At 62.9% G+C, this 25,771-nt stretch carries 21 protein-coding genes; 10 read left to right on the top strand and 11 right to left on the bottom strand.

Features of this window, described 5'->3' with window-relative positions; translation table 11 throughout:
- The first annotated feature begins 68 nt into the window (after positions 1–68).
- The 3 genes from BG61_RS19005 (at position 69) to BG61_RS18995 (ending at position 3,410) form a co-directional block, all read left to right on the top strand.
- Complete coding sequence (locus BG61_RS19005; RefSeq protein ID WP_035937561.1) at positions 69–1,175, top strand: mandelate racemase/muconate lactonizing enzyme family protein; 1,107 nt, start codon at positions 69–71, stop codon at positions 1,173–1,175.
- A gap of 114 nt (positions 1,176–1,289) precedes the next feature.
- A complete protein-coding gene (locus BG61_RS19000) occupies positions 1,290–2,231 on the top strand; it encodes an AEC family transporter (RefSeq protein ID WP_035937564.1) in 942 nt (313 codons plus the stop codon).
- A gap of 213 nt (positions 2,232–2,444) precedes the next feature.
- Positions 2,445–3,410, top strand: coding sequence for a LysR family transcriptional regulator (locus BG61_RS18995; RefSeq protein WP_035937655.1), 966 nt, complete (start codon positions 2,445–2,447; stop codon positions 3,408–3,410).
- A gap of 221 nt (positions 3,411–3,631) precedes the next feature.
- Here the strand turns inward: BG61_RS18995 and BG61_RS18990 are convergent, their stop codons facing one another.
- From BG61_RS18990 to BG61_RS18970, 5 genes are all read right to left on the bottom strand, one after another.
- Positions 3,632–4,636 carry an NAD(P)H-dependent flavin oxidoreductase gene (locus tag BG61_RS18990; RefSeq protein WP_035937657.1) on the bottom strand — a complete coding sequence of 335 codons (1,005 nt, stop codon included), beginning with the start codon at positions 4,634–4,636 and terminating at the stop codon, positions 3,632–3,634.
- Positions 4,637–4,640: 4 nt separating this feature from the next.
- Positions 4,641–5,225 (bottom strand): cytochrome b, encoded by a 585-nt coding sequence (locus tag BG61_RS18985; RefSeq protein WP_051672643.1) that lies wholly within the window; start codon positions 5,223–5,225, stop codon positions 4,641–4,643.
- Positions 5,226–5,284: 59 nt separating this feature from the next.
- The gene (locus BG61_RS18980) at positions 5,285–6,958 is read right to left on the bottom strand and encodes a cation acetate symporter (protein ID WP_035937568.1); all 1,674 of its coding nucleotides are present in this window, start codon (positions 6,956–6,958) and stop codon (positions 5,285–5,287) included.
- The gene (locus BG61_RS18975) at positions 6,958–7,269 is read right to left on the bottom strand and encodes a DUF485 domain-containing protein (protein ID WP_035937569.1); all 312 of its coding nucleotides are present in this window, start codon (positions 7,267–7,269) and stop codon (positions 6,958–6,960) included. The genes BG61_RS18980 and BG61_RS18975 overlap by 1 nt, the downstream gene beginning before the upstream one ends.
- A gap of 227 nt (positions 7,270–7,496) precedes the next feature.
- The gene (locus BG61_RS18970) at positions 7,497–9,083 is read right to left on the bottom strand and encodes a sensor domain-containing diguanylate cyclase (protein ID WP_051672642.1); all 1,587 of its coding nucleotides are present in this window, start codon (positions 9,081–9,083) and stop codon (positions 7,497–7,499) included.
- A gap of 715 nt (positions 9,084–9,798) precedes the next feature.
- On the opposite strand from BG61_RS18970, the gene BG61_RS18965 reads away from it, so the two are divergent.
- From BG61_RS18965 to BG61_RS18950, 4 genes are read left to right on the top strand one after another with little or no spacing between them, the layout of a single operon-like run.
- Positions 9,799–10,008, top strand: coding sequence for a DUF3311 domain-containing protein (locus BG61_RS18965; protein ID WP_035937572.1), 210 nt, complete (start codon positions 9,799–9,801; stop codon positions 10,006–10,008).
- 16 nt (positions 10,009–10,024) lie between these two features.
- Positions 10,025–11,410 (top strand): sodium:solute symporter family protein, encoded by a 1,386-nt coding sequence (locus BG61_RS18960; RefSeq protein WP_035937573.1) that lies wholly within the window; start codon positions 10,025–10,027, stop codon positions 11,408–11,410.
- Positions 11,411–11,439: 29 nt separating this feature from the next.
- Positions 11,440–13,098, top strand: a complete 1,659-nt coding sequence (locus tag BG61_RS18955) for an amidohydrolase (protein ID WP_035937575.1) — start codon at positions 11,440–11,442, stop codon at positions 13,096–13,098.
- Positions 13,095–14,063, top strand: a complete 969-nt coding sequence (locus BG61_RS18950) for a CobW family GTP-binding protein (RefSeq protein ID WP_035937577.1) — start codon at positions 13,095–13,097, stop codon at positions 14,061–14,063. Before BG61_RS18955 ends, BG61_RS18950 begins: the two co-directional genes overlap by 4 nt.
- 154 nt (positions 14,064–14,217) lie before the next feature.
- Here the strand turns inward: BG61_RS18950 and BG61_RS18945 are convergent, their stop codons facing one another.
- The gene (locus BG61_RS18945) at positions 14,218–15,144 is read right to left on the bottom strand and encodes a LysR family transcriptional regulator (RefSeq protein ID WP_063741056.1); all 927 of its coding nucleotides are present in this window, start codon (positions 15,142–15,144) and stop codon (positions 14,218–14,220) included.
- Between the two features lie 149 nt (positions 15,145–15,293).
- Between BG61_RS18945 and BG61_RS18940 the strand changes: the two genes are divergently transcribed.
- The 3 genes from BG61_RS18940 (at position 15,294) to BG61_RS18930 (ending at position 19,475) form a co-directional block, all read left to right on the top strand.
- Positions 15,294–16,559 carry an MFS transporter gene (locus BG61_RS18940; RefSeq protein WP_035937579.1) on the top strand — a complete coding sequence of 422 codons (1,266 nt, stop codon included), beginning with the start codon at positions 15,294–15,296 and terminating at the stop codon, positions 16,557–16,559.
- A gap of 274 nt (positions 16,560–16,833) precedes the next feature.
- Complete coding sequence (locus tag BG61_RS18935; RefSeq protein WP_035937581.1) at positions 16,834–18,090, top strand: oxalate decarboxylase family bicupin; 1,257 nt, start codon at positions 16,834–16,836, stop codon at positions 18,088–18,090.
- Positions 18,091–18,170: 80 nt separating this feature from the next.
- A complete protein-coding gene (locus BG61_RS18930; RefSeq protein WP_051672647.1) occupies positions 18,171–19,475 on the top strand; it encodes an Nramp family divalent metal transporter in 1,305 nt (434 codons plus the stop codon).
- A 193-nt stretch (positions 19,476–19,668) separates the two neighbouring features.
- Here BG61_RS18930 and BG61_RS18925 read toward each other — a convergent pair whose 3' ends face one another.
- From BG61_RS18925 to BG61_RS18905, 5 genes are all read right to left on the bottom strand, one after another.
- Complete coding sequence (locus BG61_RS18925; RefSeq protein WP_035937582.1) at positions 19,669–19,986, bottom strand: DUF4148 domain-containing protein; 318 nt, start codon at positions 19,984–19,986, stop codon at positions 19,669–19,671.
- A gap of 365 nt (positions 19,987–20,351) precedes the next feature.
- Positions 20,352–21,650: a cytochrome c gene (locus BG61_RS18920; RefSeq protein ID WP_081868119.1), complete on the bottom strand. Its 1,299-nt coding sequence runs from the start codon at positions 21,648–21,650 to the stop codon at positions 20,352–20,354.
- 15 nt (positions 21,651–21,665) lie between these two features.
- Entirely contained in the window at positions 21,666–23,444 is a 1,779-nt protein-coding gene (locus BG61_RS18915) for a GMC family oxidoreductase (protein WP_035937585.1), read from the bottom strand.
- A 2-nt stretch (positions 23,445–23,446) separates the two neighbouring features.
- On the bottom strand, positions 23,447–24,178 hold the full coding sequence (locus tag BG61_RS18910; protein ID WP_035937587.1) for a gluconate 2-dehydrogenase subunit 3 family protein: 732 nt from the start codon (positions 24,176–24,178) through the stop codon (positions 23,447–23,449).
- A gap of 37 nt (positions 24,179–24,215) precedes the next feature.
- The gene (locus BG61_RS18905; protein ID WP_051672641.1) at positions 24,216–25,766 is read right to left on the bottom strand and encodes a methyl-accepting chemotaxis protein; all 1,551 of its coding nucleotides are present in this window, start codon (positions 25,764–25,766) and stop codon (positions 24,216–24,218) included.
- Positions 25,767–25,771: the final 5 nt, after the last annotated feature.

The raw sequence follows: 25,771 nt of genomic DNA, 5'->3' as shown, positions 1-25,771 counted from the left end.
GGGCCATGTGAGGTTTGCGTCTGCATGCGTCGACCGCTCCAGTCCTTTAATCTGTCCGAGGTGTCCAAATGAAAATTGCCCGCATCGAAACCATAGCGCTCCGCATTCCGTTCACAACGGGCGGGCAGTCAGCCGGCGGCGTCTGGGGGGCCAAGGACCTGCAGGTGGCCGACTCGCTCCTGGTGAAGATCACGACCGACAGCGGCCTGACAGGATGGGGAGAAACTTTCGGCTTCACTGCGATTCCGGCCGTCAAGCTCGTCATCGACTCGATTCTCGCTCCCGAACTGATCGGCCGCGATGTCACGTCGCGCGAAAAATCGATGCTCGATCTCCAGAAGAAGTTTCATGTCTTCGGACGAAGCGGCGCGTTCATCTACGGTCTGTCCGCAATCGATATCGCGCTGTGGGATATCGCCGGGAAAGCCGCAAACCAGCCTGTCTATCAACTCCTCGGCGGCAGCGAAGCCACCTCGCTTGCCTGCTACGCGAGCCTGATCCGCTATGCCGATCCGGACCTGATCCGACGCAATGTGCAACGCGCGATCGAAGCCGGCTACCGGCATCTGAAACTGCATGAAGTCGACGTCGAATGCGTTCGCGCCGCGCGCGAAGCGGCTGGCCCCGACATCGAGATCACACTCGACGTCAACTGCCCGTGGACGGTACGCGAGGCGCTCGACATGACGGAAAAACTTCGTCCCTTCAACCTGCGCTGGATCGAAGAGCCAGTCTGGCCGCCGGAAAACTATTCCGGGCTCGCGGCAGTGAGAAAGCACGGCGGCATTCCCGTCGCGGCCGGTGAAAACGCATCGACGCTGATGGACTTCCAGCATCTCCTCGAAGCCAGCGCAGTCGATTTCATCCAGCCCAGCCCGGCAAAGATGGGCGGCATTACCGAGCTTCAGAAAGTGTTCGCACTGGCGAACGCCAATAACGTCGCCGTGATGGTGCACACGTTCTATGACGGCCCGGGCCTGCTCGCCAGCGTGCATGCAAGCGCGGCACTGGGCGGATCGAAGGCGCTCGTCGAATGGCGCTACTTCGACCTCGAGGCCCAGTTGTATGGCGACGCGATCATCCCCCGCAATGGACGCATCGGCGTGCCGCAAGGGCCGGGCCTCGGTATCGAACCGGATCCGGACGTCATCCGCGACTATCGCCTCGAGCTGTAACAGCGCACGCCGCTACCGCATTTCATCGTCAGCCAGGACCAGGCAATCGGGATTGTCGTGGGCCGTCATCGGCTATCGCCGTACTCGCATAAGAATCGAAGGAGCCAGGAGAGGATGTTAGACAGGATCGTTGGTCCACTTTTACCCGTCGCGTTCGTCATCGTGCTCGGCTTTGTCGCCGGCAAACGCGGGCGGCTCAATCACTCGGACAGCCTGCTCATCAGCAGGCTCGTTCTCGGCTGGATCTTTCCGGCCTTGCTGCTGGTCGGCATGGCGAGCACACCGCGCGCCCAACTCTTCGATTTCAAGCTCATCTTCGCGACGTTCATCGGCATCATGGGGATGTATGCGGTATCACTCCTGATCGGCTGGTGGCGCTATCGCGAACTCAAGGCCGCGACACTCAAGGGATTTGTCTGCGGCTATCCCGACGCTGCATTCATGGGCATTCCGATCCTGCAGGCGATGTTCGGACCGGGCAGCATCTATTCGGTGCTCGTCCTCAATCTCATCGCCAGCCTGCTGATGATTCCATTGACGACAATGCTGCTGAGCATCGCGACTGGAAAAGGCAGCGGCACCCAGGCCTTCCTGTCGAGCATATCGAGCGCAGTTCGTCGCCCGCTGATGTGGGCACCGGCTCTCGGCATTCTCTGTTCGATTCTTCAGGTGAAACTTCCGCCCGTACTCGCCGACGCGTTCAATCTGCTCGGCAAGGCGACACCGGGTGTTTCGCTGCTCTGTCTGGGCCTGATCATGTCGTCGGTGCGGCTGAAGCTATCGAACGAAGTGTGGGCCAACCTCGGGCTGAAATTGCTCGTGCATCCCGCGCTGATGTTCGCGGCCACCCTCGTTCTCGGCGTGCACGGGCTCTATGCGCAACAGATGATCCTGCTCTGCGCGCTGCCATCGGCGACCATTCCCGCGATGTTCGCGAACGAAGCGGGCGCCTATCAGAGCGAAGCGGCAACTTCGATCCTGGTGAGCACCGTGCTGTCCATCCTGACATTCTCCGTTGCCATCTATCTCGTCGATGGCGGGCTTGCGGCAGCGTGAGGACGAGTTGCCATTCGGCACAGCTACATCCGGGCGAGAATGCCGCGCGGATGTAGCTGTTAGCCTCCAGCAAGGGGGGCTTCGACCGCGGGAGGTATCTTTACCTGCGGTCAACAATGAAGCTCTCCGTCGCCGCAGCGAGCGCCAATATCACCGCTGCAGGTGTGTTAGCCTGATTTGCCATCACCCGAGGTGATCTCCGCGAGGCACATCATGGAATTGCGGCATTTGAGAATGTTTTGTGCGGTAGCCGAGTACGGCAGCTTCACCGCGGCGGCTGAAAAAATACACAACGTCCAGTCGAATGTCACGATGCGCATCAAGGAACTCGAATCCGAATTGAATCAGCAGCTCTTCGTCCGCCAAAAGAGCGGCGTCATCCTGACTTCAGCGGGACAGGTGTTCCTCGGTTACGCGCAGCGTATTCTTCAGCTGGCCGACCAGAGCCGTAATGCCCTGCTCGACAATACAACTCCAAGAGGGCTGCTGCGGCTCGGCTCCATGGAAACGACGGCCGCCATCCGGTTGCCGAAAGTATTGGCGAAGTATCACGGGCAGTATCCGCAAGTGCAGTTGTCGCTATTGACGGGCACCACCACCGAACTGATCAAAGCCGTCGAATGTCATCGCCTGGATGGAGCGTTTGTCGGGGGCTTTCACCAGAACGCCGCGCTCCACCAGGAAGAAGTCTTCCAGGAAGAATTGATCCTGGTCAGCAGCGCCGAATTCGATTCGTTTTCCGAGCTGTGCAATCAAATGTCCCGGCAGACCGTTCTCGTTTTCAGGACCGGCTGCTTCTATCGCTCGACGCTCGAACATTGGTTCTATCAGGCGGGCATCATTCCTGGTCAAGTGATGGAGCTGGGCACGCTCGACGGGATCATGTCTTGCGTCGCGGCTGGCATGGGTATCACCTTGTTGCCACGCTCCGTAGTGGAAGGTCACACGTCGCTGCAATCCGTTCATTGCCACGAGCTTCCGCCGGAGTTCGCTCATGTGACCACGGTGTTTATCCGCTGCAAGGATACCTTCGTGACGCCGGCGCTCACCGCGCTACTCGATCTTGCACATGAACAGCTCGCAGTCGATAGCCGGGGAACACATGCGCTGGACGAAGGCGCACTGGCTTTGAACCTGGATTGTGCCGAAGCAACGAAGACAAGCGCCGCCGTTCACTAGCGCTTCGGGCGTCGATCACGCATTGGCTTGTCTGTCTGATCACGCCGCGCGGGACGGATAGTGCGGTAACGCCCCGCCATACGGGTTGATGGTTGAGAAGAACGACCGCCAATGAGCGGTCGCGTGTATGACGCGATCGCTCGAATCAACCGTCTTTCCATATCGATGCGATCGCGTTGCAGACAACCCGCCAACCCACGCAGCGGGCACCCTTCAAATCCTCATGCACAACGTAACTGCGGTAACTGCGGTTCCTCGAGACGCTCGAATGAACCCGGCCCATCGCGTTCACCGTCTTCCCTCAGCCCTTCTGCGAGTTCGGCCACACGCTCGGCCGCGGGTATCACGCGATCGATTTTCCCCACGCCCTGCCCTGCATACAGTGACAGCTTCTGCGCCATCCGTGGCTTGTCGATCACCCGCGCGCCACCGCCGATGAAGCGCAACAGATTCCACTTCTCACGGTTCGGTATCACCCGGTGCGGCGTCCCGTACTTCCATCCGAACGAATAGGTGGTCCGGTATTCGGTATCGTCCACCGTCGCGTCCACTATCTTCTGTTTATAGAGCGGATGCGCATTCGACTCTTCGCACGCGACAAAGGCCGTGCCGACCAGCACGCCCGACGCGCCCATATGCATCACCGTTCTGACGTCGTCGCGGTTCGTGATGCCGCCCGCCGCAAGCACGGGCCGCCCTTCTGAAATTGCCCGGATCGCGGGCAACAGGGAAAGGAGCCCGATCGTTCCGCGATTCATATGACCGCCGCTTTCGCTACCCTGGGCCGTGATGATGTCGGCACCGTGTGCGATGGCCTGCCGTGCAAGCTCGAGCGAGCCCACCTGAACCATGACGACCATGCCGGCATCCTTTGCGCGCGAGATCATGTGCGGGTAGTCCTCGGCATAGAAAAGCGACAGCATCCGCGGCTTCTCCTGCATGACGACCTGGAACTGCGCTTCGAATACATCGGGGCCGCCGAAGGACGGCACGAGATTGACACCGAACGGCTTGTCCGTCAGTTCCTTCGTTTGCCTGATCCACTGGCGCAAGGCCAGCGGCGGCAAGCGCAGACCACCAATCGTCCCCATGCCGCCAGCATTGGCCACGGCCGCGACGAGTTGCGGGCCAGAAATTGCAGCCATGCCGGCGAGGAAGATGGGATACCTGATGCCACAAAGCTCCGTAACTTGATTTCCACTGAATCTGGATTGGCTCGTGTTCATGAATTCAAAGCTCCACGTGTTTTCCAAGCATTCGTTTCAACGCGTCGTTCTTCAGCAGGAAATGGTTTTTGCAGGCGCCGAAGATATGCAGTACGAGGCCCAAGAGGAACGGTGTCGCACCAATCCAGAAGAGGACCTCCACGATTTGCGCAACCTGATGATTCGGCTGCATCAAGGCCGGGATCACCCATCCACCCGGCAATTCGACGGGCTGGCCGGCCGCGGACTTCGACAGCCACGCGGCGATCGGCAGCAGCACCATGGCGAGCGCCAGTGAAACCGCCACCGAGCGGCTGATGATGACCTCGACGGGATTGGGCGACCCGACAGGCAGCGGATGCCATGACGTGATGCGCGCCCAGAAGCGGTACACCGATATCGGGAACAGGATCGTCCCAAGCAGGTTCAGGACCGGGGTCAGTCCGGCCGCGGGCGAAATGGCGAGCGCGATCTCGATGCCGATGATGGACAGGACCAGCGCGGCGACGACCCAGTGAAGAACGATTGTGACGGGCGAAAATCCCAATCCGTTATCACGCGCCTGAAAACCGGTCCGCACGCGATGATTGCCCGACCGAGGTTCAGGCATACAGGATGTTTGCAACTTCGACATATCCCCTCCATTCGAATAGCTGATGGCTCGATGTTCTAGTGACTGACCGCGCCTGATGCGCCGATGCCGGTCTGCCCGCGGATGAACTGATCGTCGAATTTCTCCCGCTCCATGGCCGCTCGTGCACCGCGATCGGTGACCGATCCGGCCCACGTGAAGAGGAATGCGATCGTCATCGAAACGATGGCTGGGTAGTCGTAGGGAAAGATCGCGGCCGCATGCCCGAGCACCTTGACCCAGACCGCAGGCGAAAGGACCACGAGGCTGACTGCGCTGACAAGCCCTGCGACGCCGCCGATGAGCGCGCCACGCGTCGTGAGGCCTTTCCAGTAGATCGCCAGCGTCAGGATCGGGAAATTGACCGACGCAGCGACGCTGAAGGTCAGTGCCACGAGGAACGCCACGTTCTGGTCCTTGAAGAGAATCCCAAGCACGATGGCCACGGCGCAAATCGCGATCGACGCGATCCGCGACACGCGCTTTTCCTTGCCGGGGTCCGCCCGATTCTTCTTGAACACCATTGCGTAGAGGTCGTGCGAGATCGCCGACGTGCCGGCCATCGTGAGACCCGCGACCACGGCAAGAATGGTGGCGAACGCAACGGCCGACAGAAAGCCCAGCACCAGATCGCCGCCCATTGCCTTCGCAAGGTGCATCACAGCCATGCTTCCGCCGCCGATGAGCTTCCCGCCCACGATCCCGCCTTCGTGGAAAACAGGATCGCGGCCCACGATCACGATGGACGCCATGCCGAGAATGATGACCACCAGGAAGAAATAGCCGATGAGACCCGTGGCGACGAACACGGACTTGCGCGCTGCCTTCGCATCCGGCACGGTAAAGAAGCGCATGAGAATGTGCGGCAGGCCGGCTGTTCCGAACACCAGCCCCACCGACAACGACAGCATCGCAAACGGATCAGCGACGAGCTTGCTGGGAAGCATGATGCCGTTGCCGCTCTTGTGCGTCGCGATCGCCTGCTCGAACATGAAGTTGATCGAGAAGCCGAAGTGGTTCAACGCGAGTATTGCCAGCAGGCTCGCTCCGAACAGCATGAGCACGGCCTTGATGATCTGCACCCAGGTGGTCGCGACCATTCCGCCGAAGGTCACATACGCCGCCATCAGAATGCCCACCACCACGACGGCATAGCCGTATTGAATCCCGAACAGGAGCTGAATGAGCTGACCGGCACCGACCATCTGCGCGACGAGGTAGAAGCACACGACCGTCAGCGATCCGAATGCCATCAACGTCCGTATCCTCTGCTGATCGAGCCGGAACGACGCGATGTCCGCTATCGTGACCTGCCCGAGGTTGCGGATGCGTTCTGCGAACAGAAACATCAGAAGCGGCCAGGCAACAAAGAAGCTCACGGCATAGAGCATTCCGTCATAGCCGTTGAAAAAGATCATGCTGGTCAGTCCGAGCAGTGCGGCGGCGGACATGTAGTCGCCGGCAAGCGCAAGGCCGTTCTGAAATCCGGTAATGCCGCCGCCGGCGTTGTAGAAGTCCTTCATCGACTTCGTCTTCGATGCCGACCAATACGTAATGCCGAGCGTCACGACCACGAACGCGAGAAACATCGCAATCGCCGTCGTGTTGAGCGGCTGTTTCTGCACCTTGCCGAGTGTTTCGGGCGCTGCCGTGGCAACGCGTTGCGCACACAACGCAACGGACAAGCCTGCAAGCCTGATGTACCGGTTCATTAAGCGTCTCCCGCAAGGATGCGAGCGGTTAGCTCATCGAACTCTCCATTCGCCCGATGCACATACATGCCCGTGAGAACCCATGTTCCGGCGATCAAGGCCACGCCCACGGGCCAGCCGATGGTGATCACGCTGCCGGGAAAAATCTTCAGCGCGAGGATTCCGGGCGCGAAACCGGCAACCAGCACGAACGCGTAGTACGGCAGCAAGGTGCCCAGCGTCAGCCATGCCACGAACGTTCGCCGACGCGCGACGAGTTGTTCGAATGCGGGCGTCGACCGGACGTCGTGAATTGCAGTCGGATTGACCACGGTGTCTCCTGTGTCTCGTTATGAAGTGGGCGTATTTGGAGGGCTGCTCGATACGCTCTTCCCTGTTTTCTGAACGATAGGAGCGCTAGCGGATCAAGTAAAATGATGTTTGATGATGCGTGTCATCATCATCAGTGAGACGACGGCTGAAGCGCCGGATTTCGGGGCGTGGATTGAATCAGGAAGCGCACCGCCGGCGGCGGTCACTCGAACATCGATGTCAAAAATCAGTGGCAGATATCTTCGTCGTTTGACGCTCTTGCGTCATCGAACCCTTGACCCTGTGCGGCGTCAGGACCCGCGATCGAAAAGCGCACCATCCCCTTCCCGGCGGCCTTCGCGTCGTACAGGGCGATGTCGGCCCGTTTCAAGACCTGTTCGAATCTCTCGCCCTTCTCGGCCAGTGCAATCCCGACGCTCGCACAGACCTGGGCCCTGGCACCCGAGGAGAGCAGATACGGTGCGGCAAGCTCCTGAATGATGCGGCACGCGAGCCTGGCACCGACCGGGTTACTCATATGGGTGGCGACAATCACAAATTCGTCGCCGCCAAGGCGTGCAATCAGTTCGCCGCGCCGCATCACATTGCGCAGGCGGTCCGCAACCGTCTTCAGCACTTCGTCCCCTGCATTGTGGCCGAAGCTGTCGTTGACGCTCTTGAAGCCGTCCAGGTCGACGTACATGATGGCGACCTTGTGTTCGTGGTTCGCTCCGGCGGCGGACATCAACCGCTCCGCATGATCGCCGAGGTACCGCCGGTTGGCGAGCCCGGTCAGTGAATCGTGATGCGCCCAGTGAAGAATCTTCGCCTCGGACTTCTTCCGCTCTGTCACGTCCTCGATGATGACGACCTCACTGCCATCCGGAACGGGGTTTCTGGTCATCTCGAGATGCCGGCCATCCACGAGCTTCAGGTCGAGCGGCGCGCGTTCTTGCGCCAGCCATTCGGTGCATCGCTCGACGAGCTGGGTCCTCAGCGCTTCTCCGAACTTCGCCAGGCCCACGTAACCGATGAATTCCGGCAACGGAACGTTGAGTCTGAGCATTTCGACCGTTGCGCCGAACAGTTCTGCGGCTTTCCTGTTCGCAATCACCACTTTCCCGGCCTCGTCGATGGTACACAGCCCGTGAGGCATGTGTGCGAGGGCGGCATCGAATCGGGCGGCCAGCTCTGCGTGACCTTGTTCCGCCGTCATGAGGGCAACCAGCCCGCCGTAGTGCCGGCGCACAACCGATACCATTGCGGCGACATACATGATGAGCGGCGGCACGAGAATCCAGTAGTCCGTGTCGGCCCGCAAGACTGCCCCGAATCCGATTGGCACCGCACCCAGGCAAACCTGTGTGATGGCGAGGCACGGCAAGGCGGCGTTTCTTGAGGCGATGCCGCCCAGAATTCCGGCCGTCACCATCACGGCGAGCGACGCAAGCGCGTGGTCGCCCGACATCACGCAGGCCATGGTGCCGACACCCAGCAGCAGGCACGCCAGCAGCCCGAAAGGCGTGTAGCGCGCAGCCCAGGGGGCGGGATGGAGCGTTGCCGGCCGGCTCTGTACGCGATAGAGATAAACCACGCCGAGCCGTGCCGCGAGGATGGAGATGTCCAATGCGAGCCATACGATGGCCCAGGTCTGCTGCAGGCGCATGGCCGCGGCGAGCGCCACGAACACGCTGGCTACGCCTGACATGAAGAGAGGACGGCTGTCCTCGAAGAGTGTCGAGAGCAGTGACGAGCGAATGGCAACCGTAATGCGGCCGTCCTCGGTAGCCGGCGTGGCCAGAATCGAATCGAGGATTGACGCCTTGCCTGGCATACGGTGGCCGCACTGTAACGATGACTGTCCGGCCGCTCAGTAGCCGCCACTCGGTGTGTTTACGGCAGGAAATGCCAAACCTTTAGGCCTGCGGCTTCATTGCCGCGAAACCTCGGACCGGTGTTTATCCGCGCCGTGTATCGACGAGCGAGCGTCGAGCGCCAGATCGCGACAGGATCTGCCCCTTACAAAAGAACAATCTTCGGGACGTACCGTGTCTTCGTCGATTTCGCTGGATAGCAGCAGAGCAACCACCCAGCCAGGTACATCGGACATGGCGGCCGTTCTGCGGCTGCAATAACTGCAGAAGACGATCGGGAACCAGTTGACGGCCGCGGTGGCCGAGGCCCGGAAAACACCCGTGAACACCCAAGCGCAACTTTTGGTGGCGCAGCTTTCCGCGCAATTCGCTGCGGTTCAAAGCGAAATAACGGAGCTCGTCGGCACGAGCACCCTCAACGATGGCTGACGACTACAGGAGTCTCGGCGCAGTCGTCGGCTCGGACACTTCATGGCACTCCGAAGATCGCCTGCATTCTTGGCGCAGATTGTGCGCGCCCACCTGCTGAACCCGTTCTCCGGGTGAGCAGGACCCGTCCATCTGGCGCTATCGATCGCGCCAATCTGGCACTAACGCGGGCTTGCCGCTCCACCGATACTGTCTCCAGACTTGCCGGCACCCTGCCGAGCGGGCGCACACAGTCTGGAGACGACAATGCTGAGATATCTGATCGGCCTGGGCATTCCCTATGTCGGCGTGATCGGGCTCCTGCCCTGGATCGCCACGAAGGATGCCTACATCCTCGGCGTTCCCCTGCTTTACGCGTGGATCTTCCTCTGGTTCGTACTGACGTCGGGATGCCTGTTTGTCTGCTGGCATTTCTTCGACCGCCACGTGCCCGATTCCGATCCGCGTAACGCCTGAGCCGGGAGCCCCCTGCATGTCCACCATTGTCTTCCTCGGATTCATCGCCTTTTCGCTCTATCTCGCCATTCGCTCCGGCAAGGGACGCGGGACGCAAAGCGTGCATGACTTCTTCGTCGCGTCGCGGCAGTTCGGCGCGGCGCTCGTCTTCTTCCTCGCGGCCGGTGAAATCTACAGCATCGGCACGATGGTCGGTTTTCCGGGCGGCATCTACGCCAAGGGCCCGACCTACGGCATCTGGTTCCTCGGCTACATCCTCCTCGCGTATCCCATCGGATACTTCCTCGGACCGAAGATCTGGCAAGCCGGCAAGCGCTATAACGCAATCACGCTCGCGGACCTGTTCAAGGGCCACTATCGGCACCGCGGCGTCGAACTGGTGGTTGCCGTGTCGTCCATCCTGTTCCTGATTCCCTGGGGCCAGCTGCAATTCACGGGACTGGTCGCCGCATTGCGCGGTCTCGGCTGGCACTTCGAACCGCTGCACCTGATCCTCATCTCGGCTGCGCTCGCATTCACCTATATCGCGATCTCCGGCGTGCGGGCTTCAGCCTACATCGCCATCCTCAAGGACATCCTGATGGTGGTGGCGATCGTGATCACCGGCGTAGCGGTGACGTGGGAGTACGGCGTGCACGACGTATTCCACGCTGCCAGCCAGCACGTAAGCAACACGATGAACTCCGAGCAGCTGCATTTTTCGATGAGCACGATCGTGTTTCAGGCGCTCGGCTTCTACATGATGCCGTTCGCCGCGCAGAACTTCTTTACCGCGAAAAGCGCGAATACCATCCGCCGCACGCAGGTGGCGATGCCGCTGTACATGCTGATGTATCCGTTCCTCGTGGTGGCCTCGTACTACGCCATCAGCGCCAACCTGAAGCTGGCGAGCCCGAACGACGCATTCTTCGCCGCGGTAGTGAACCTGCTGCCGGGCTGGCTCGTGGGGCTGGTGGCGGCCGGCGCGGCGTTGTCCGGTCTGCTCGTGCTGGCGGGCATCTGTCTCGCCATCGGTCCGATCGTCGCGCGCAACCTGCTGCCTAACATGCCGGAAAGCCGGCAGAAGCGCGGCGCGAAAATGGTGATCGTGGTGTACCTGGCGACATCCATCGTCACGACGCTGCTCACGCCCAACCTGATGCTGACGCTGATCAATACGACTTACTACGGCGTGACGCAGTTCCTGCCCGGCGTGCTCGTGATCCTGTTCCAGCTGCGCGTACGGGCGGCCGCGGTCGCGCTGGGCATCGTGGTGGGGCAAGTGCTGGCGATCGTCCTCTATACGAAGGGCATCGACTTCGGCGGCATCAACCTGGGCCTCGTTTGCCTCGGCGTCAATCTCGCCACGATCGGCGTGTTCAATACCGTGATCCGGTCGCCGAAGGCCGTCCGCGTATCCTGAATCCAGCAGCTGTCATCAACAGGAGAACCATGTCACCCGCACAACCTGCCCACGCCACGACCACCGTCTTCGTTGCTCGCCGCATCCTGACGATGAACCCGGCCCAGCCGCGCGCCACGCACGTTGCGGTGCGCGACGGCCGCATCCTGGCCGTCGGCAACGCCGAGGACGTTCAGACCTGGGGCGGCTGCGCGATCGACGAGACCTTTCGCGACAAGGTGCTGATGCCCGGCCTCGTCGAAGGCCACTGCCACCTGATGGAAGGCGCCATGTGGGACGCGGTCTACGTCGGTTATTACGACCGGCGCGGCCCCGACGGAAAGCTGTGGCGCGGGCTGACGTCGCTCGCGGACGTGCTCGACCGGCTGCGCGAGGCCGAGCGGCGCATCGATGACGACCGGGCGCCCTTGCTGGCCTGGGGCTTCGACCCGATCCTGTTCGGCACGCAACGGCTGACCGTGCACGAGCTGGATTCGGTGTCGGCGAAGCGGCCGATCGCCGTGCTCCATGCGAGCGTGCACCTGATGAACGTGAACGGCGCGATGTTGAGACTGGCTGGCATCGACGAAGATACGGATATCGACGGAATCGTGCTGGACGAACACGGCCGCCCGACGGGCGAGTTGCAGGAGTTCGCGGCGATGTTCCCCGTGTATCAGGTCATCGGCGGGAAATTGTCGATTGCAGCGAGCGAGAACCCGCGAGCGATCTGGAGCTTCGGGCGCGTCGCGCAACTGGCGGGGGTGACGACGGCCACGGACCTCGTCAACGACCTCTCGCAGCTCGGCAACGAGACGCTTCGCACTGTCACCGCGGACCCCGACTACCCGGTTCGCATCGTGCCGGCGCTGGCGCCGCAACGCAGTCCGTCGTGCGGACCGGAAGCGCTCCGCGCCGCGATGTCGGCCAACTCGGACAAGCTGCGCTTCGGACCGGTGAAGTTCATCGTCGACGGTTCCATTCAGGGATTCACGGCACGTGTGAAGTGGCCCGGCTATTTCGGCGGGCAGCCGAACGGCCTCTGGCTGATCGCTCCGGATCAACTCGCCGGCCTGCTGGCGCCATTTCACGAAGCCGGACTGCAACTGCACATCCACACGAACGGCGACGAGGCGACCGGGGTCGCACTCGACGCGCTGGAGAAACTGCTGGCCGATTCGCCGCGCCCTGACCACCGGCATACGCTGCAACACTGCCAGATGGCCGACGCGGCGCAACTGCGGCGCATCCGGACGCTCGGCCTTTGCGTGAACTTCTTTTCGAACCACATCTACTATTGGGGCGACGCGCACTACACGCAGACAATGGGACCCGACCGGGCCAACCGGATGGACGCGGCCGGCTCGGCATTGCGGCTCGGCATTCCGTTCGCGTTTCATTCCGACGCGCCCATCACGCAACTGAGCCCGCTCTTCACGGCCTGGTGCGCGGTGCAGCGCCGGACGGCTTCGGGACGGCTGCTGGGTGCGGAGGAATGCATCCCCGTAGACGACGCGCTGCGCGCCATCACACTCGGTGCCGCCTACACGCTGAAGATGGACGACGTCGTCGGCAGCATCGAAGCGGGCAAGTTCGCCGATTTCGCCGTGCTGGAGGACGATCCGTCGGAATGCGCGCCGGAACGGCTGAAGGACATGCGGATCTGGGGCACCGTGCTCGGCGGGCGGGCGTTCCGGGCACCCGAATGACGCCGGTCGAACTGATCGTCCTCGGTGGCTATCTCGGCGCCGGCAAGACGACCGTGCTGAATGCGCTGCTGACCCAGCCGCACGGCCGGCGCGTGGCCGTGATGGTCAACGATTTCGGCGAGGTCAATATCGACGCGCGGCTCGTGCGCGCGCAGAGCGACGACCTGATCGAACTCCAGAACGGCTGCATCTGCTGCTCGATCGGCGGTGCGCTGGTGGAGGCACTCACGCGCGTCGCCGCGAGGTCGCCCCGGCCGGACGTGCTGCTGATCGAGGCAAGCGGCGTTTCAGATCCGGGCCGCATCGCGCAGATCGGCTTGGTCGGCCGGGACTTTCGCCTGCAGGGAATCGTCGTGATGGTCGACGCCTGCGGGCTCGACGCGACGCTTGCGCATCCGCTAGTCGGCGACATGGCCCGCGAGCAGATTGCGGCGGCCACGGTTTTGGCGGTCACCAAACTCGATTTGCTGCCCGAGGCCGCGCATGCGCCGATCTTCGCCAAGCTCGCGTCGCTCGCGCGCACGCGGCTCATCGTGGCCGCCGACCACGGCGTCGTCGCGCCGGAACTCGTCTTCGGAACGGTTGCCGCACCTGCGCGCGGTGACGAACTGCGGCTGAAGCCCTGGCAGATACCGAGGCGGCTAAACCTTCGTAGTGTCTGTGTACGGCTTGACGGCCCCGTGCGCAAGGCGGCACTGAAGGCGTTCCTCAAATCCTTGCCCGGTACCGTGCTGCGCGCCAAGGGGATCGTCCGGCTGGACCACGACAGCGGTCTCTACAGTTGCCATGCGGTCGGAGGGCGCGTGGCGTTGTCACGGATCGAGGACGAGCAGGCGCTGGCCGACGAGTCTCCCGTGCTGGTGTTCATCGGAGACTTCGACGCGCAGGCGGAGCACGAGCTTGCCGACGCCGCCCGGGCGCTGCAGAGAGACGAGGTGCCGCCAACGGCCCGTTGGCAGCAGTGAACGCGCCTTGAAGTGGCGCCATCCCGGCGGCCGCCTCAATGCTTTAACACGGCCGTCGTATCCCCTCGCGAGACTGCCCCGAACCGTTTCAAACCTATGCGAAGCAGCACCACCCCACCCGGTCCGGCCGCCGGTGAAACCTGCGGCAACGCGTTCATTTCAATCTTCCCTTCGTCGCGTGCTGCTTCGGCATCTTCGACACCTTCGACATGAATGGCGCGAGCGCTTTTTTCAGCGCATCGAACGCTGCCGTCTGGTATCCGCTGCGATGCACGAGCCACGTATCCACGGTGGCTACCACATGGGTGCGCAACGCCGGCGGCTCGCGCAGCAGGTCGAGCACGCTTCGCGGCACGAGGGACACGCACCCGCCCGCCGCCACGCATGCGAGCATGCTGTGGTACGAGCCGACCTCCTGAATGTCGAGCGGCGGCGCATCCCGCCCGAACCATTCTTCGGCAAGCACACGGTAACTGCAGCCCTGTTCGAACGCAGCAAGCGAACGCACGGCAACATCGGCGCCACGTCGCACATCGGCATGCCCGGGCGGCAGCACGAGCAGGATCTCCTCGCGAAATGCCGGTTCGCCGTGAAGACCTGCTGCCTCCAGATCCGCCGCCGACGCCATGTCGCCGCACGGCGGCAGCGCCGCGAACGCGCAATCGATCTGTCCGCTGCGAACCTGTTCCAGCAACTGTCGTGAAGGCGCCGTCGAAATCCTGAGTTGAACCTCGGGGTACTCGACGTGAAGTGCCGCAAGCGGTCCCGGCAAACGAGCCGCAGCGGTGCTCTCCATGCTGCCGATCCTGAGCGTGCCCGAGGGTTCGCCGGGCTTGAGCACCTGTCGCGCTTCGTCGGCGAGCGCAAGCATGCGGCTCGCGTAGCCGAGAAAGCGTTCCCCTTCGGCGCTCAGCGTCAGGCGGTTGCCATCGCGCCGAAACAGCGCCACCCCCAGTTCTTCCTCGAGTTGCTGGATTCGCGTGGTCACGTTCGACTGCACGCGGCCAAGCCGCTTCGCGGCCCGCGTCACGCTCAGCTCCGCGGCCACGACACGAAAAATGTCGAGCGTCGTATGATCCACGACAATCTCCCTTAAAGAACGTTATATGCATTCTATTCTCAAATTGAGATATTATGCAAATCATCCATTGCTTTTCGCGGTGGCAGCCCGGAGCGGCGTAAATGCTCGGGGCCATTCGCCCACCGCCCAATCGAACGGTAGAGGTTCACATGAATCAGCAAGCAGCCAGTTCGCTCATGCCGCCGGCCGGCCACGCTCCGATGCTCAGCTATACGGAGCGCAATGCACCGTACTGGCGGCGCAATCTTTTCGTCTGCGTAATCGGCTCGTTTTCGACGCTGCTGAGTCTCAGCATGCTGCTGCCGTTCCTGCCGCTGTACGTGCAGCAACTGGGCGTGAGCACGCCTTCGGCGGTCGTGCAGTGGTCCGGCGTTGCATTCGGTGCCACGTTCTTCGGCACCGCGATTACCGCGCCTTTGTGGGGGCGCCTTGCCGACCGGTACGGACGCAAGCCCATGCTGGTCCGCGCCGCGGTCGGCATGGCCGTCGTGATGTCGCTGATCGGGCTCGCGCACAACCTGACCGAACTCGTGGCGCTGCGGCTGCTCGCGGGATTGATCGGCGGTTACGCGTCCGCGTCGATCGTGATGGTCGGGACGCAGGTGCCGCGCGAGCGCTCGGGCTGGGCGCTCGGCGTGCTGTCGACAGGCGCCCTCGCCGGCAATCTCGTGGGACCGCTTGTGGGCGGTTTCCTGCCGACATGGGTCGGCATCCGCGGCACATTCTTCGTGGGCGGAGCGATCATCGCGGTGGCGGCGCTGCTGACCATACTGGTCGTGCGCGAGGACTTCGATCGCACCACCGACGTGAAGAAAGGCAGCGACGCCGGCGCGGCATCGCCTTCCACGATGAATCGTGCCGTGATCCTCGTATTGCTGCTGACGGCCATGATGGTGCTGCTCGCGAACATGTCGATCGAGCCGATCATCACCGTCTATATCGGCCAGCTCGGCGTGCCGGACGACCACGTCGCGCGCATGGCGGGCATCGTGATGGCGGCATCGGCGTTCGGCAGCATGCTGACCGCCCCTCGTCTCGGCGCGCTCGCCGATCGCATCGGAACCCCGAAAGTGATCATCGGCTGCCTGGTCGCGACCGGCGTGATGCTGGTGCCGCAGGCGTTCGTCACCGAATGGTGGCACCTCGCCATTCTTCGTGGCCTGATGGGCATGACCCTCGCGGGACTGCTTCCATCGATTGCCAAGGAGGTCCGGCACGCCGTCTCCGATCACAATTCCGGCAAGACCCTGGGCTATCTTCAGTCGGCTCAGTTCAGCGGGCAGGTCATCGGTCCGTTGATCGGCGGGCAAATCGGCGCGCATGTCAGCTTGCGCGCGGTGTTCTTCGTGACGGCGTGCCTGCTGCTCGTTTGCGCCGGGTTGAATCGCTGGGTGAACACCGACGCTGCGAGCTGAAGCGGCCGATGCTGCGCCGCGCATGGGTGCACGAGTCCGGATAATCCGCGCATCCCGGCGCGCGCCGGCTTCGCGCGCCCTAAATCCATGTATAGGTTGGCGACCTTTAAGGGTAACGCCGTGCACCACTTGATCTGATGGCGGCCGCTACCCCGCCCGGATATTGTTTCGCCATGCGGACACGCAAGTGAGAGCCTTGCTACAAATGGATGTCGTCGGGTAGTCGCCATGCGAGTTCTGCGGTTCGATCACCAACCAAACTCAAGGAAACAGCATGACGGATCTGACTAGACGCAAAGTGTTGGTCGGCGCGGCCGCTACGGCCATGGCGGCCGGCGTGGCAGTCACAGCAAGAGCTGCATCGTTCGGCAACCCGGACCGGCCGCCAGAAGGCGCAGTCAACGCCCTGAATCGCCAGGGGCTCACCGATCCCGGCCCCCAGAATCCCGCACTGGCAAATCAGTTCCCGACGTTCCAGAATCCGCCGCCCACCGACGTCAACGGCCTGCCGCTTTTCTGGGCGTCGTTCAACAATGCGCACAAGCGCATCCAGAATGGCGGCTGGGCGCGGGAAGTCACTCAGGCGGACTTCGCGATATCGAAGGATATTTCCGGCGTGAACATGCGGCTTTCGGCAGGCGGCATCCGCGAAATGCACTGGCACCAGCAAGCCGAGTGGGCAATCATGCTCGACGGCAAATGCCGCGTTACCGTGCTCGACGAAGAAGGCCGGTCTTCGGTTCAGGATGTGAAGGCTGGCGATCTCTGGTACTTCCCGCCCGGGTTGCCGCACTCGTTGCAGGGTGTCGGCGCAAGCGGGGCTGAATTCCTGCTCGCGTTCGATAACGGCATGGCGTCCGAATTCAACACGCTGCTGCTCACCGACTGGATCGCTCACACACCGCCCGACGTACTGGCCGCCAACTTCGGCGTATCCGCCGACGCGTTCAAGAACATTCCGCTCGAAAATCTCTGGATCTTCCAGGGCAAGGAGCCGGGTCCGCTCGCCCAGGCGCAACGCGCGGCGGCTTCGAAAAAGGGCCCGCCGGCGCTCCCCTTCACCTTCTCGCTGGGCGACTCCGCGCCCGTTCGAAAGACACGCGGCGGCCACGTTCAGATCGCCGACAGCCGCAACTTCAAGATATCGGCAACCGTGGCCGCAGCGCTGGTCACCGTCAAGCCGGGCGGCATGCGCGAACTGCACTGGCATCCGAATGCCGACGAGTGGCAGTACTACGTCAAGGGAAAGGCGCAAATGACGGTGTTCGATACCGGCCCCAAGGCAATGACCGGCGACTTCCGCGCGGGCGACATCGGGTATGTGCCGAAGAGCCTGGGCCACTACGTGAAGAACGTCGGCGACACCGATCTGCAGTTCCTCGAGATTTTCAAGGCGGACCGGTTCTCCGAGGTCTCGCTCTCGGACTGGCTCACGCACACGCCCTCCGACATGGTCGTTCAAACGCTCAACATCAGCCCCGATGTGCTCGCGCAGTTTCCAAGCGATCGTCCGGACGTGATGCCTGAGTAGAGGTGTTGCCGACCGGGCATCGTCGACATGCGGTCAAAACCTTTTGCGTGTTCAACGCTGGCACTATGGAGCGCCGTTTCATGCAGGTTGTTTCGAGCAAACAGGAAGGCATCGCGATCCGCAACAGTCTCGCTCAGCGGAGCGAGACTGCCGTGCGGACGGCGCTCGAAGGACGTGCTCGCGGCCTGCGGGCATTCCTTCCGTTCGTCGGGCCGGCGGTGATCGCGTCGGTCGGTTACATGGACCCGGGCAACTATGCGACCAACATCCAGGCGGGAGCCCAGTATGGCTACGGTCTTCTGTGGGTGGTGATTCTGTCGAGCGTGCTCGCGATGCTGTTCCAGGCCCTGTCGGCGAGAATAGGAATCGCGACCGGCTGCAATCTCGCCGAATTGTGCCGCGACCACTTCCCGCGTCCGGTCGTGCTGATCATGTGGCTCGGGTCGGAACTGGCGGCGATGGCCACCGATCTCGCCGAGTTTCTCGGCGGTGCGCTTGCGCTGTCACTCGTGCTGCACCAGTCGCTCCTCGCAGGCATGTTCGAGACCGCCGTCGTCACGTTCGCCTTTCTCGCCCTCGACAAGCGGGGCTACCGCCCGCTCGAACTGGTGATCGGAGCCATGGTGGCGCTGATCGGCGTCTGCTATGTCTGCGAGCTGTGGATTGCGCCCGTCAACTGGGGCGATGTCGCTGCGTCGGCGCTGTTACCGCGTGTGCAGGACCATTCCGCTCTGGTTCTCGCCATCGGCATTGTCGGCGCGACGATCATGCCGCATACGCTCTACCTGCATTCGGGACTCACGCAGAAACGGGCGCCGGCACGCAACCGCGCGGAGATGCTGACGCACCTGAGATATTCCAACCGTGAGGTCATCCTCGCACTCGGCGCGGCAGGATGCGTCAACATGGCCATGGTCATCATGGCCGCATCGGCGTTCCATGCAACCTCGCCCGATATCGCCGATCTCGCCGTTGCCTATCACGCGCTGATTCCCGCGCTCGGGGCGGGCGCCGCGGCCATCTTCCTGACCGGCTTGCTGGCTTCCGGCCTGTCGAGTTCGGTGGTCGGGACCATGGCGGGGCAGATGATCATGGAGGGGTTCGTGCACCGGAGCATTCCGGCATGGGTACGCAGGCTGGTCACCATCATTCCGTCGTTCGGGGTGCTCGTCACCGGGTGCAACGTGACGCATGCGATGCTCATCAGTCAGGTCGTGCTCAGCATGACACTTCCCATGCCGATGATGGCGCTGCTCATTTTCTCCCGGCGTCGCGCGTTGATGGGGGAACTCGTCATAGGCAAGACCACGTTCTGCGTCGCCGCAGCCGGCGCGCTGGTGGTCGGTGCGCTCAATGTCGTCCTGATTGCGCAAGCCTTCAACTAGACCGCGAAAGCCCCGTCCCTGCGCGCCCTCGGCGGCACGTGCAAGCGGCAGGCACCATGCGACCGATGCAGGGCCCGAAGCGCGCGCGTTCCTTCATACGGATCACCGGACTTCTCCCTCATCTACCTGCAATGGACGTCCGTGCAGCCCGGAGAAAGCACATCCGGGCTACCCCCCCATGCGTCAGACCCGCTTACTGACCGAAATAGACCGGCTTCAGTCCGGGAATCTCATCGTGCGAGCGCCCGCCCGATGCAGCCGAACCGCTCACGTCCGTGCCATACGACGAGGCGGCCTGCGACTGTCCGTGTGCCTGAACCACGCGCTCCTCGGCAGCCTGGATTGCGGCGGGGTACGTGGCGTCGTTGTCGCCGCGGTATCCGGCCTGCTGAAGCTCGACGAGTTCGGCGCGAACCTGGGCACGCGTCAAGGGCTGCTGTGACTGCGCGAAAGAGACCGCGGGAACCGCGAGAACGGAAACAAGAAGGGAAACAAGCAATGTGCGTTTCATGATCAATGACCTCGATAACTGTCTGCAATGCGACTACCGCGTAATTGCGTTTCGTCGTTGAATGCAGTCTAGTCATCCCGCGCACTGTCTTTAAGGCCCGATTCAGATATTGAATCTTCCTTCCGGCGCGAGTAATCGCCGCCGCGTGTCGTCTTTCGTCCCCTCTATCTTTGACATCTTTGCCCAGGATTTGCGCTGTGTGAACGGGGATATGGACCGTCGGCACGCAATCGTCTGAAGGAAGGATGCGAAGTAATGCGTGCATGTCGAAGCGGAGGCGTCACGCACGCTTCATCGCTCCCTGCGCTGCGCGCCGCTCCCGGCCAATGCGGCTCGGAAGCGACGCGCTCGTGCGCATCGATCGACTAATGCGCCACGTGGGCCCGAACTGCGGCCACCTGCTGCGCCGTGACCGCCGGTCCCTGATTGCCCCAGCTCGAACGCACGAAGGTCGCGAGCTGTGCGACGTCGTCGTCGTCATAACGCCACGCGAACGGCGGCATGGCGAGCCGCGACGGTGCGCTCGCCGTGGACGGCAGGCGTGCACCCGCCAGAATCACCCCCAACAGGGAATCGGGATTGCCTTGCGTCACCATCGGATTGTCGACGAGCGAAGGAAACACGCGCGCCGCGCCCTGGCCGTTCATGCGGTGACATGCCGCACAGCTGTCGATATAGATGCTGGCCCCGCGCCCTACCGCCTTGCCCGCGAGGATGGTCTTCACCGTCGTGTCGTCGGGATGGAACGAGACCGCTCCGGGCGCCGCACCGAGGCTCTTCAGATACACGGCGATCGAAGCGAGATCGCCGTCGCTCAGATACTGCGTGCTGTGCTCGACCACTTCGCTCATCGGACCCGACACCGCCGAATGCGGGTTGCGCCCCGTCTTGAGCGACGCGACGATATCCTCGCCGGACCAGCTGGCCAGCCCGCCGCCCGCAGCCGAACGCAGGCTGATCGGCGCCGTGCGGTCGAGAGCGGAGCCGGACAGGTAGAGATCGCTCTTGCCGCTCAGGTCCTTCTCCTGAAAGCCGGCGCCGCGAGGCGTATGACATGTGCCGCAATGCGCGAGCCCCTGCACGAGATACGCGCCGCGATTCCACTCCACACCTTTCGACGGATCGCCGACGAAGCGGGTGTCGTCATGAAACGCGCGGCTCCAGTAGGCGAGCGGCCAGCGCACGCTGAGCGGCCACACGATATCCGACGCACGATTCTGCTGCGCCGAAGGCGCTACCTGCGTCATGAAATACGCGTAAAGGTCCTTCAGGTCCGCATCGGAGACCTTCGCGTACGACGTGTACGGCATCGCGGGATAGAGCCGCTTGCCGTCCCTCGCCACGCCTTCGCGCATCGCGAGGACGAACTGCTCGAACGTGTAGCCACCGATGCCGTGCTCGCGGTCGGCGGTGATGTTGGTGGAATAGATGATGCCCACTGGTGTTTCGAACGGCAAGCCACCCGCAAACGGCGTGCCGCCGCGCGCGGTATGGCAGGCCACACAGTCGCCGGCCCGCGCGAGATAGGCGCCGTGAACGGCATCGCCCTGACGATTCGCGATCGCGGGATCGATCGAAGCTGAAGGCTGCGCGAATGAGAACGCCCACAGCGCGCCCACGACCGCGACGGCGCCCGCCGCCATGCCCGTAATGATTTTCCTCATGTTCTCATCGCTCGTTCAGACCTGCACCATCGCGCCGGGATTCTTCAGGTATTGCGAGCGAATGTTGCTCGCGGCCCAGTAGGCGAGACCACCGACCAGTCCCGTCGGGTTGTAGCCGATACCATGCGCAAAGACGTTCGCGCCCAACACGAACAGGTTGGGGACGTCCCAGCTTTGCAGGTACTTGTTGACGACGCTCGTCTTCGGGTCGGCGCCCATCGCCGTCCCGCCGCTGATGTGCGTGCTCTGATACGCACGCGTGTCCCAGTGCGTGCCGGGCTTGAGAATGCGGCCCGACATCGATTTGGGATTCATCGCGCGGCCGATCTCCATCATCTTGCCTGCCACGTACTCCGATGCCCTGAGGTCGTTGTCCTGCCAGTCGAGCGTGAGACGCAGGAGCGGCGAACCGTAGGCATCGCGGTAGTTCGGATCGAGATCGGCGAAACAGCCGCGATAGGCCATGTTGCTGCATTGGGACTCGATGCGGCCGGTGTGCACGAAATTGTCCTTCACCGCCTTCTTCCACTCCGTGCCCCACTTCGGCGCGCCCTTGGGCAGCGGGATGCCGCGCACCGGGCCGTTGCCCGTCTGCCGGCCCCAGATGATGCCGCCGCCGATGAAGCCGAGCGACGCGTGGTCGAAGTTGTCCGCGTTGAACTCCTCGATTGCCTGACCGCCGCCGCCCGCGCCCATGAAGGGATTGATGTACGTGTCCTGGTCGAAGAACATGTTCACGCTGTTGAGCAGCTGGTAGCAGAAGTTGCGGCCGACCACGCCTTCGTTGGTGTCGGCGTTGAACGGCTGGCCGATCTTCGACAGCAGCATCAGATGCACGTTGTGCAGCTGGAATGCCGCGAGAATCACCATCTCGGCGGGCTGTTCAACCTCGTTGCCTTCCGCATCGACGTAGGTCACGCCAGTCGCGCGCTTGCCGCTTGCGTCCGTGTTGACCTTGATCACATGCGCATTCACGCGCAGCTCGAAATTGGGCTTGCGCAGGAGTGCCGGAATGATGGCCGTCTGCGGCGACGCCTTCGAATAGTTCAGGCAGCCGTAGTCGCTGCAAAATCCGCAGAAGTTGCAGGGACCCAGTTGGCAGCCGTATTCGTTTTCATACGGCCCGGACGCGTTGCCGGCCGGCAGCGCAAAGGGCTTGTAGCCGAGGCTCTTCGCCGCCCTGGCGAAGAGCTTGCCCGTCGGATGGTCCGCGAGCGGGGGCAATGGAAAGTCGTTCGAACGGCGGCCTTCGAACGGATTGCCGCCCTCCACCGGCTTGCCCTCTATGTTGCCGGCCTTCCCCGAGGTGCCGCATACGCGCTCAAACCGGTCGAAGCTCGGTTCGAGTTCGTCGTAGGTCACGCCCCAGTCCTGCAGGTTCATGTCCTCGGGGATGAACTTCGCGCCGTAGCGCTCGGTGATGTGGCTCTTCATGCGCAGCTCGTCGGGCATGACCCGCGACTGCACGCCCGACCAGTGCGCGCCCGCGCCGCCTACGCCCTCACCCGGCTTGAACGAACCGATCTGCCGGTAAGGCACCGCCGTATCGTTTTTCGTATGCCGGTTCGTGACGGTCGTCTTCGCGAGGTTCTGCAGCAACGCCTGACGCGCCGAGTACTTGATCTCGTCGACGATCTGCGGATACGCGAAACTCGGCACCGTGTCGCGGGCATCGCCGCGCTCCAGTGCAACCACGTTGAGACCTGCGTTGGCCAGTTCGATCGCCATGATCGAGCCGGTCCAGCCGAAGCCGACGATCACGGCGTCGACCGGCTTCTTCTTGATGCTTGCCATGCTTATCCTCGCTTTCCGTAGAGGCTGACCGGTGCGTAGGGATAAGGCTTGGCCTCACCCACGAACTCGAGGTAATCCGCGCGCACGCCGGGATAGCCGATCATCTTCCACGCGGCCATGTCCTTGTTGCCGCCGTACGACGGATCGCAGAAGTAGCCTTCGTTGACGTTCACCAGCAGAAAGCCTTCGAAGAAGGTCTTCAGCCTGAAGCCCTCCACTTTCAGCGCGCCGGATTCGATCTTCTTGAACAAGTCGGTTTGTTGCGCATGCGTGAGTTCCGCGAAGGTCTTGCCGCCGAAATGCTCGCGGCAGTAGCCGTTGATCGCGCGGATGCCAAGCCGGTACTGTTCCTTCGGCGTGAGTTTGGACTGGTAGCCGAACTCCGCTTCCGCGGGGAGAAACGGCCCCTGCATGTACCAGCGCGACGCGTCGCCGTAGGGCGTCTGCATCTGGCGGTCGATGTATTGCGGCACGCCGAGCTCGACGGCGCCCGGGCCCACGCTGTCCTTCGGGATCAGCACGTCGCACGCCGCGTTCACGAATGCCCACTCTTCAGGCGTGAAATAGCCGGGCGTGTAGTTCTCGACAGCGGGCCGGTCAGGCGGAGGGGTGCCGGGGTCCGGCTGTCCGTTGGGCGTCGCCACGGCACCGGAAATGCCGACCACGGCTATCGGTGCAATCGCCAATGAGCCTTTGAGAAAGCTGCGGCGGCTGCGGTCGTTGGGTAGCGTCATTGTTGCGAGAGGTTTGTGAGTAAGGAAGTGATGCGTGTCAGGCGAGCTTGAAGACCTCGACGAAGCCGCGCATGTTGCGCGACTGTTCGCTGAGCGACTGAGCGGCAGCGGTGGCCTCCTCGACGAGCGCCGCGTTTTGCTGCGTGATCGAGTCCATCTGGCTGACCGCGGTGTCGACCTGCTCGATGCCGGTGCGCTGCTCTTCGGCCGCTGCGGCGATTTCGTTCATGATCGCGGTGACGTCGCGCACGGCGCGCAGCACGTCCTGCATCGTCTTGCCCGCATCGGCGACGAGTTCGGTTCCCACCGCGACCGTGCGCACGGAATCCGCGATCAGTTCCTTGATCTCCTTCGCCGCCGATGAGGAACGTTGCGCAAGGCTGCGCACTTCCGATGCGACCACGGCGAAACCTCGCCCCTGCTCGCCGGCGCGGGCCGCTTCCACCGCTGCATTCAGCGCGAGGATGTTGGTCTGGAAAGCGATGCCCTCTATGATCCCCGTGATCTCCGAGATCTTTCGCGAGCTTGCATCGATACCGCCCATGGTCCCGACCACGCGCTCGACCACCTCGTTGCCGCGGGTGGCGACGGCCGTCGCGTTGTCGGCGAGCGAACTCGCCGTGCGCGCGCTCTCCGCGTTCTGCTTCACGGTCGCCGTCAGCTCGCTCATGCTGGCCGCAGTCTGCTCGAGCGATGCCGCCTGCTCCTCGGTGCGCGACGAAAGATCCATCGTGCCGGAGGCGATCTGCTCGGTCGCGGTGGCGATGGATTCCGTGCTGCTGCGCACGGCCCGCACGGTCTTCGCGAGGCTCGCCTGCATCTTTTCGATGCCGCGCAGCAACGTGCCCATCTCGTCTTCGGAGAGCACCTGGATGCGCCGGTTCAGATCGCCTTGGGCGATCGCATCGAAATGTGCGAGCGCCTGGTTGAGCGGCGTCATGATCGCGCGGCGCAGCGCCAGCCAGCTGAAGCCCGCGGCCACCACGCCGATCGCGATCATGATGATCGACAGCGTGAAGAACATCTGAAAGCTCGCTTCGGCCGCTTCGTAATTGTTTTTCGCGTTCGTGTAGAGCGCCTGCTTGACCTTCTCGTTGGCGGCGCTCATGTCGTTGTAGAGGGCGCTCAATTGCGTCATCGCGATCGTGTCGACCTGCTCGCGGTTGTTTGCCTTGATCGCATCGATGAAGGCCGACACGGCGCCGCGCATGGTCTGACGGCGCGCGGTCGCATCGCCTATCAGGCTCGCTTCGCTCGGCTCGTGCGGCTGCTTGACGAACTGCTGCCACCACTCGTCCGACTTCGCAAAGAACCCTGTCGCGCGGGCGATCTGCTCGGCGGTCTTCGGGTCGTCCGGATGCAGCGCGACCCGGTCCAGTACGAGGCGGGTACGCGCGATGTAGATTTCCGCGTTGCCGATATTCGTGGCGGCGGTCAGCTTGTTCTCGTACGTGTCGCGGTTGGCGCGGTTCGCGCGGCTCGTGCCGAGCAGGCCAAGGACACCGATCGCCACCATCAGGGCGGCGAGAAAACCCATCGTCAGCGCAATGCGCGCCTGCAGCGAGAGCGCTGCCTTGCCAGTTCTCATTGTTT

It is taken from the genome of Caballeronia glathei (genome assembly GCF_000698595.1).
GTDB lineage: Bacteria > Pseudomonadota > Gammaproteobacteria > Burkholderiales > Burkholderiaceae > Caballeronia > Caballeronia glathei.
This window is presented reverse-complemented; position numbering and strand designations above follow the sequence as displayed.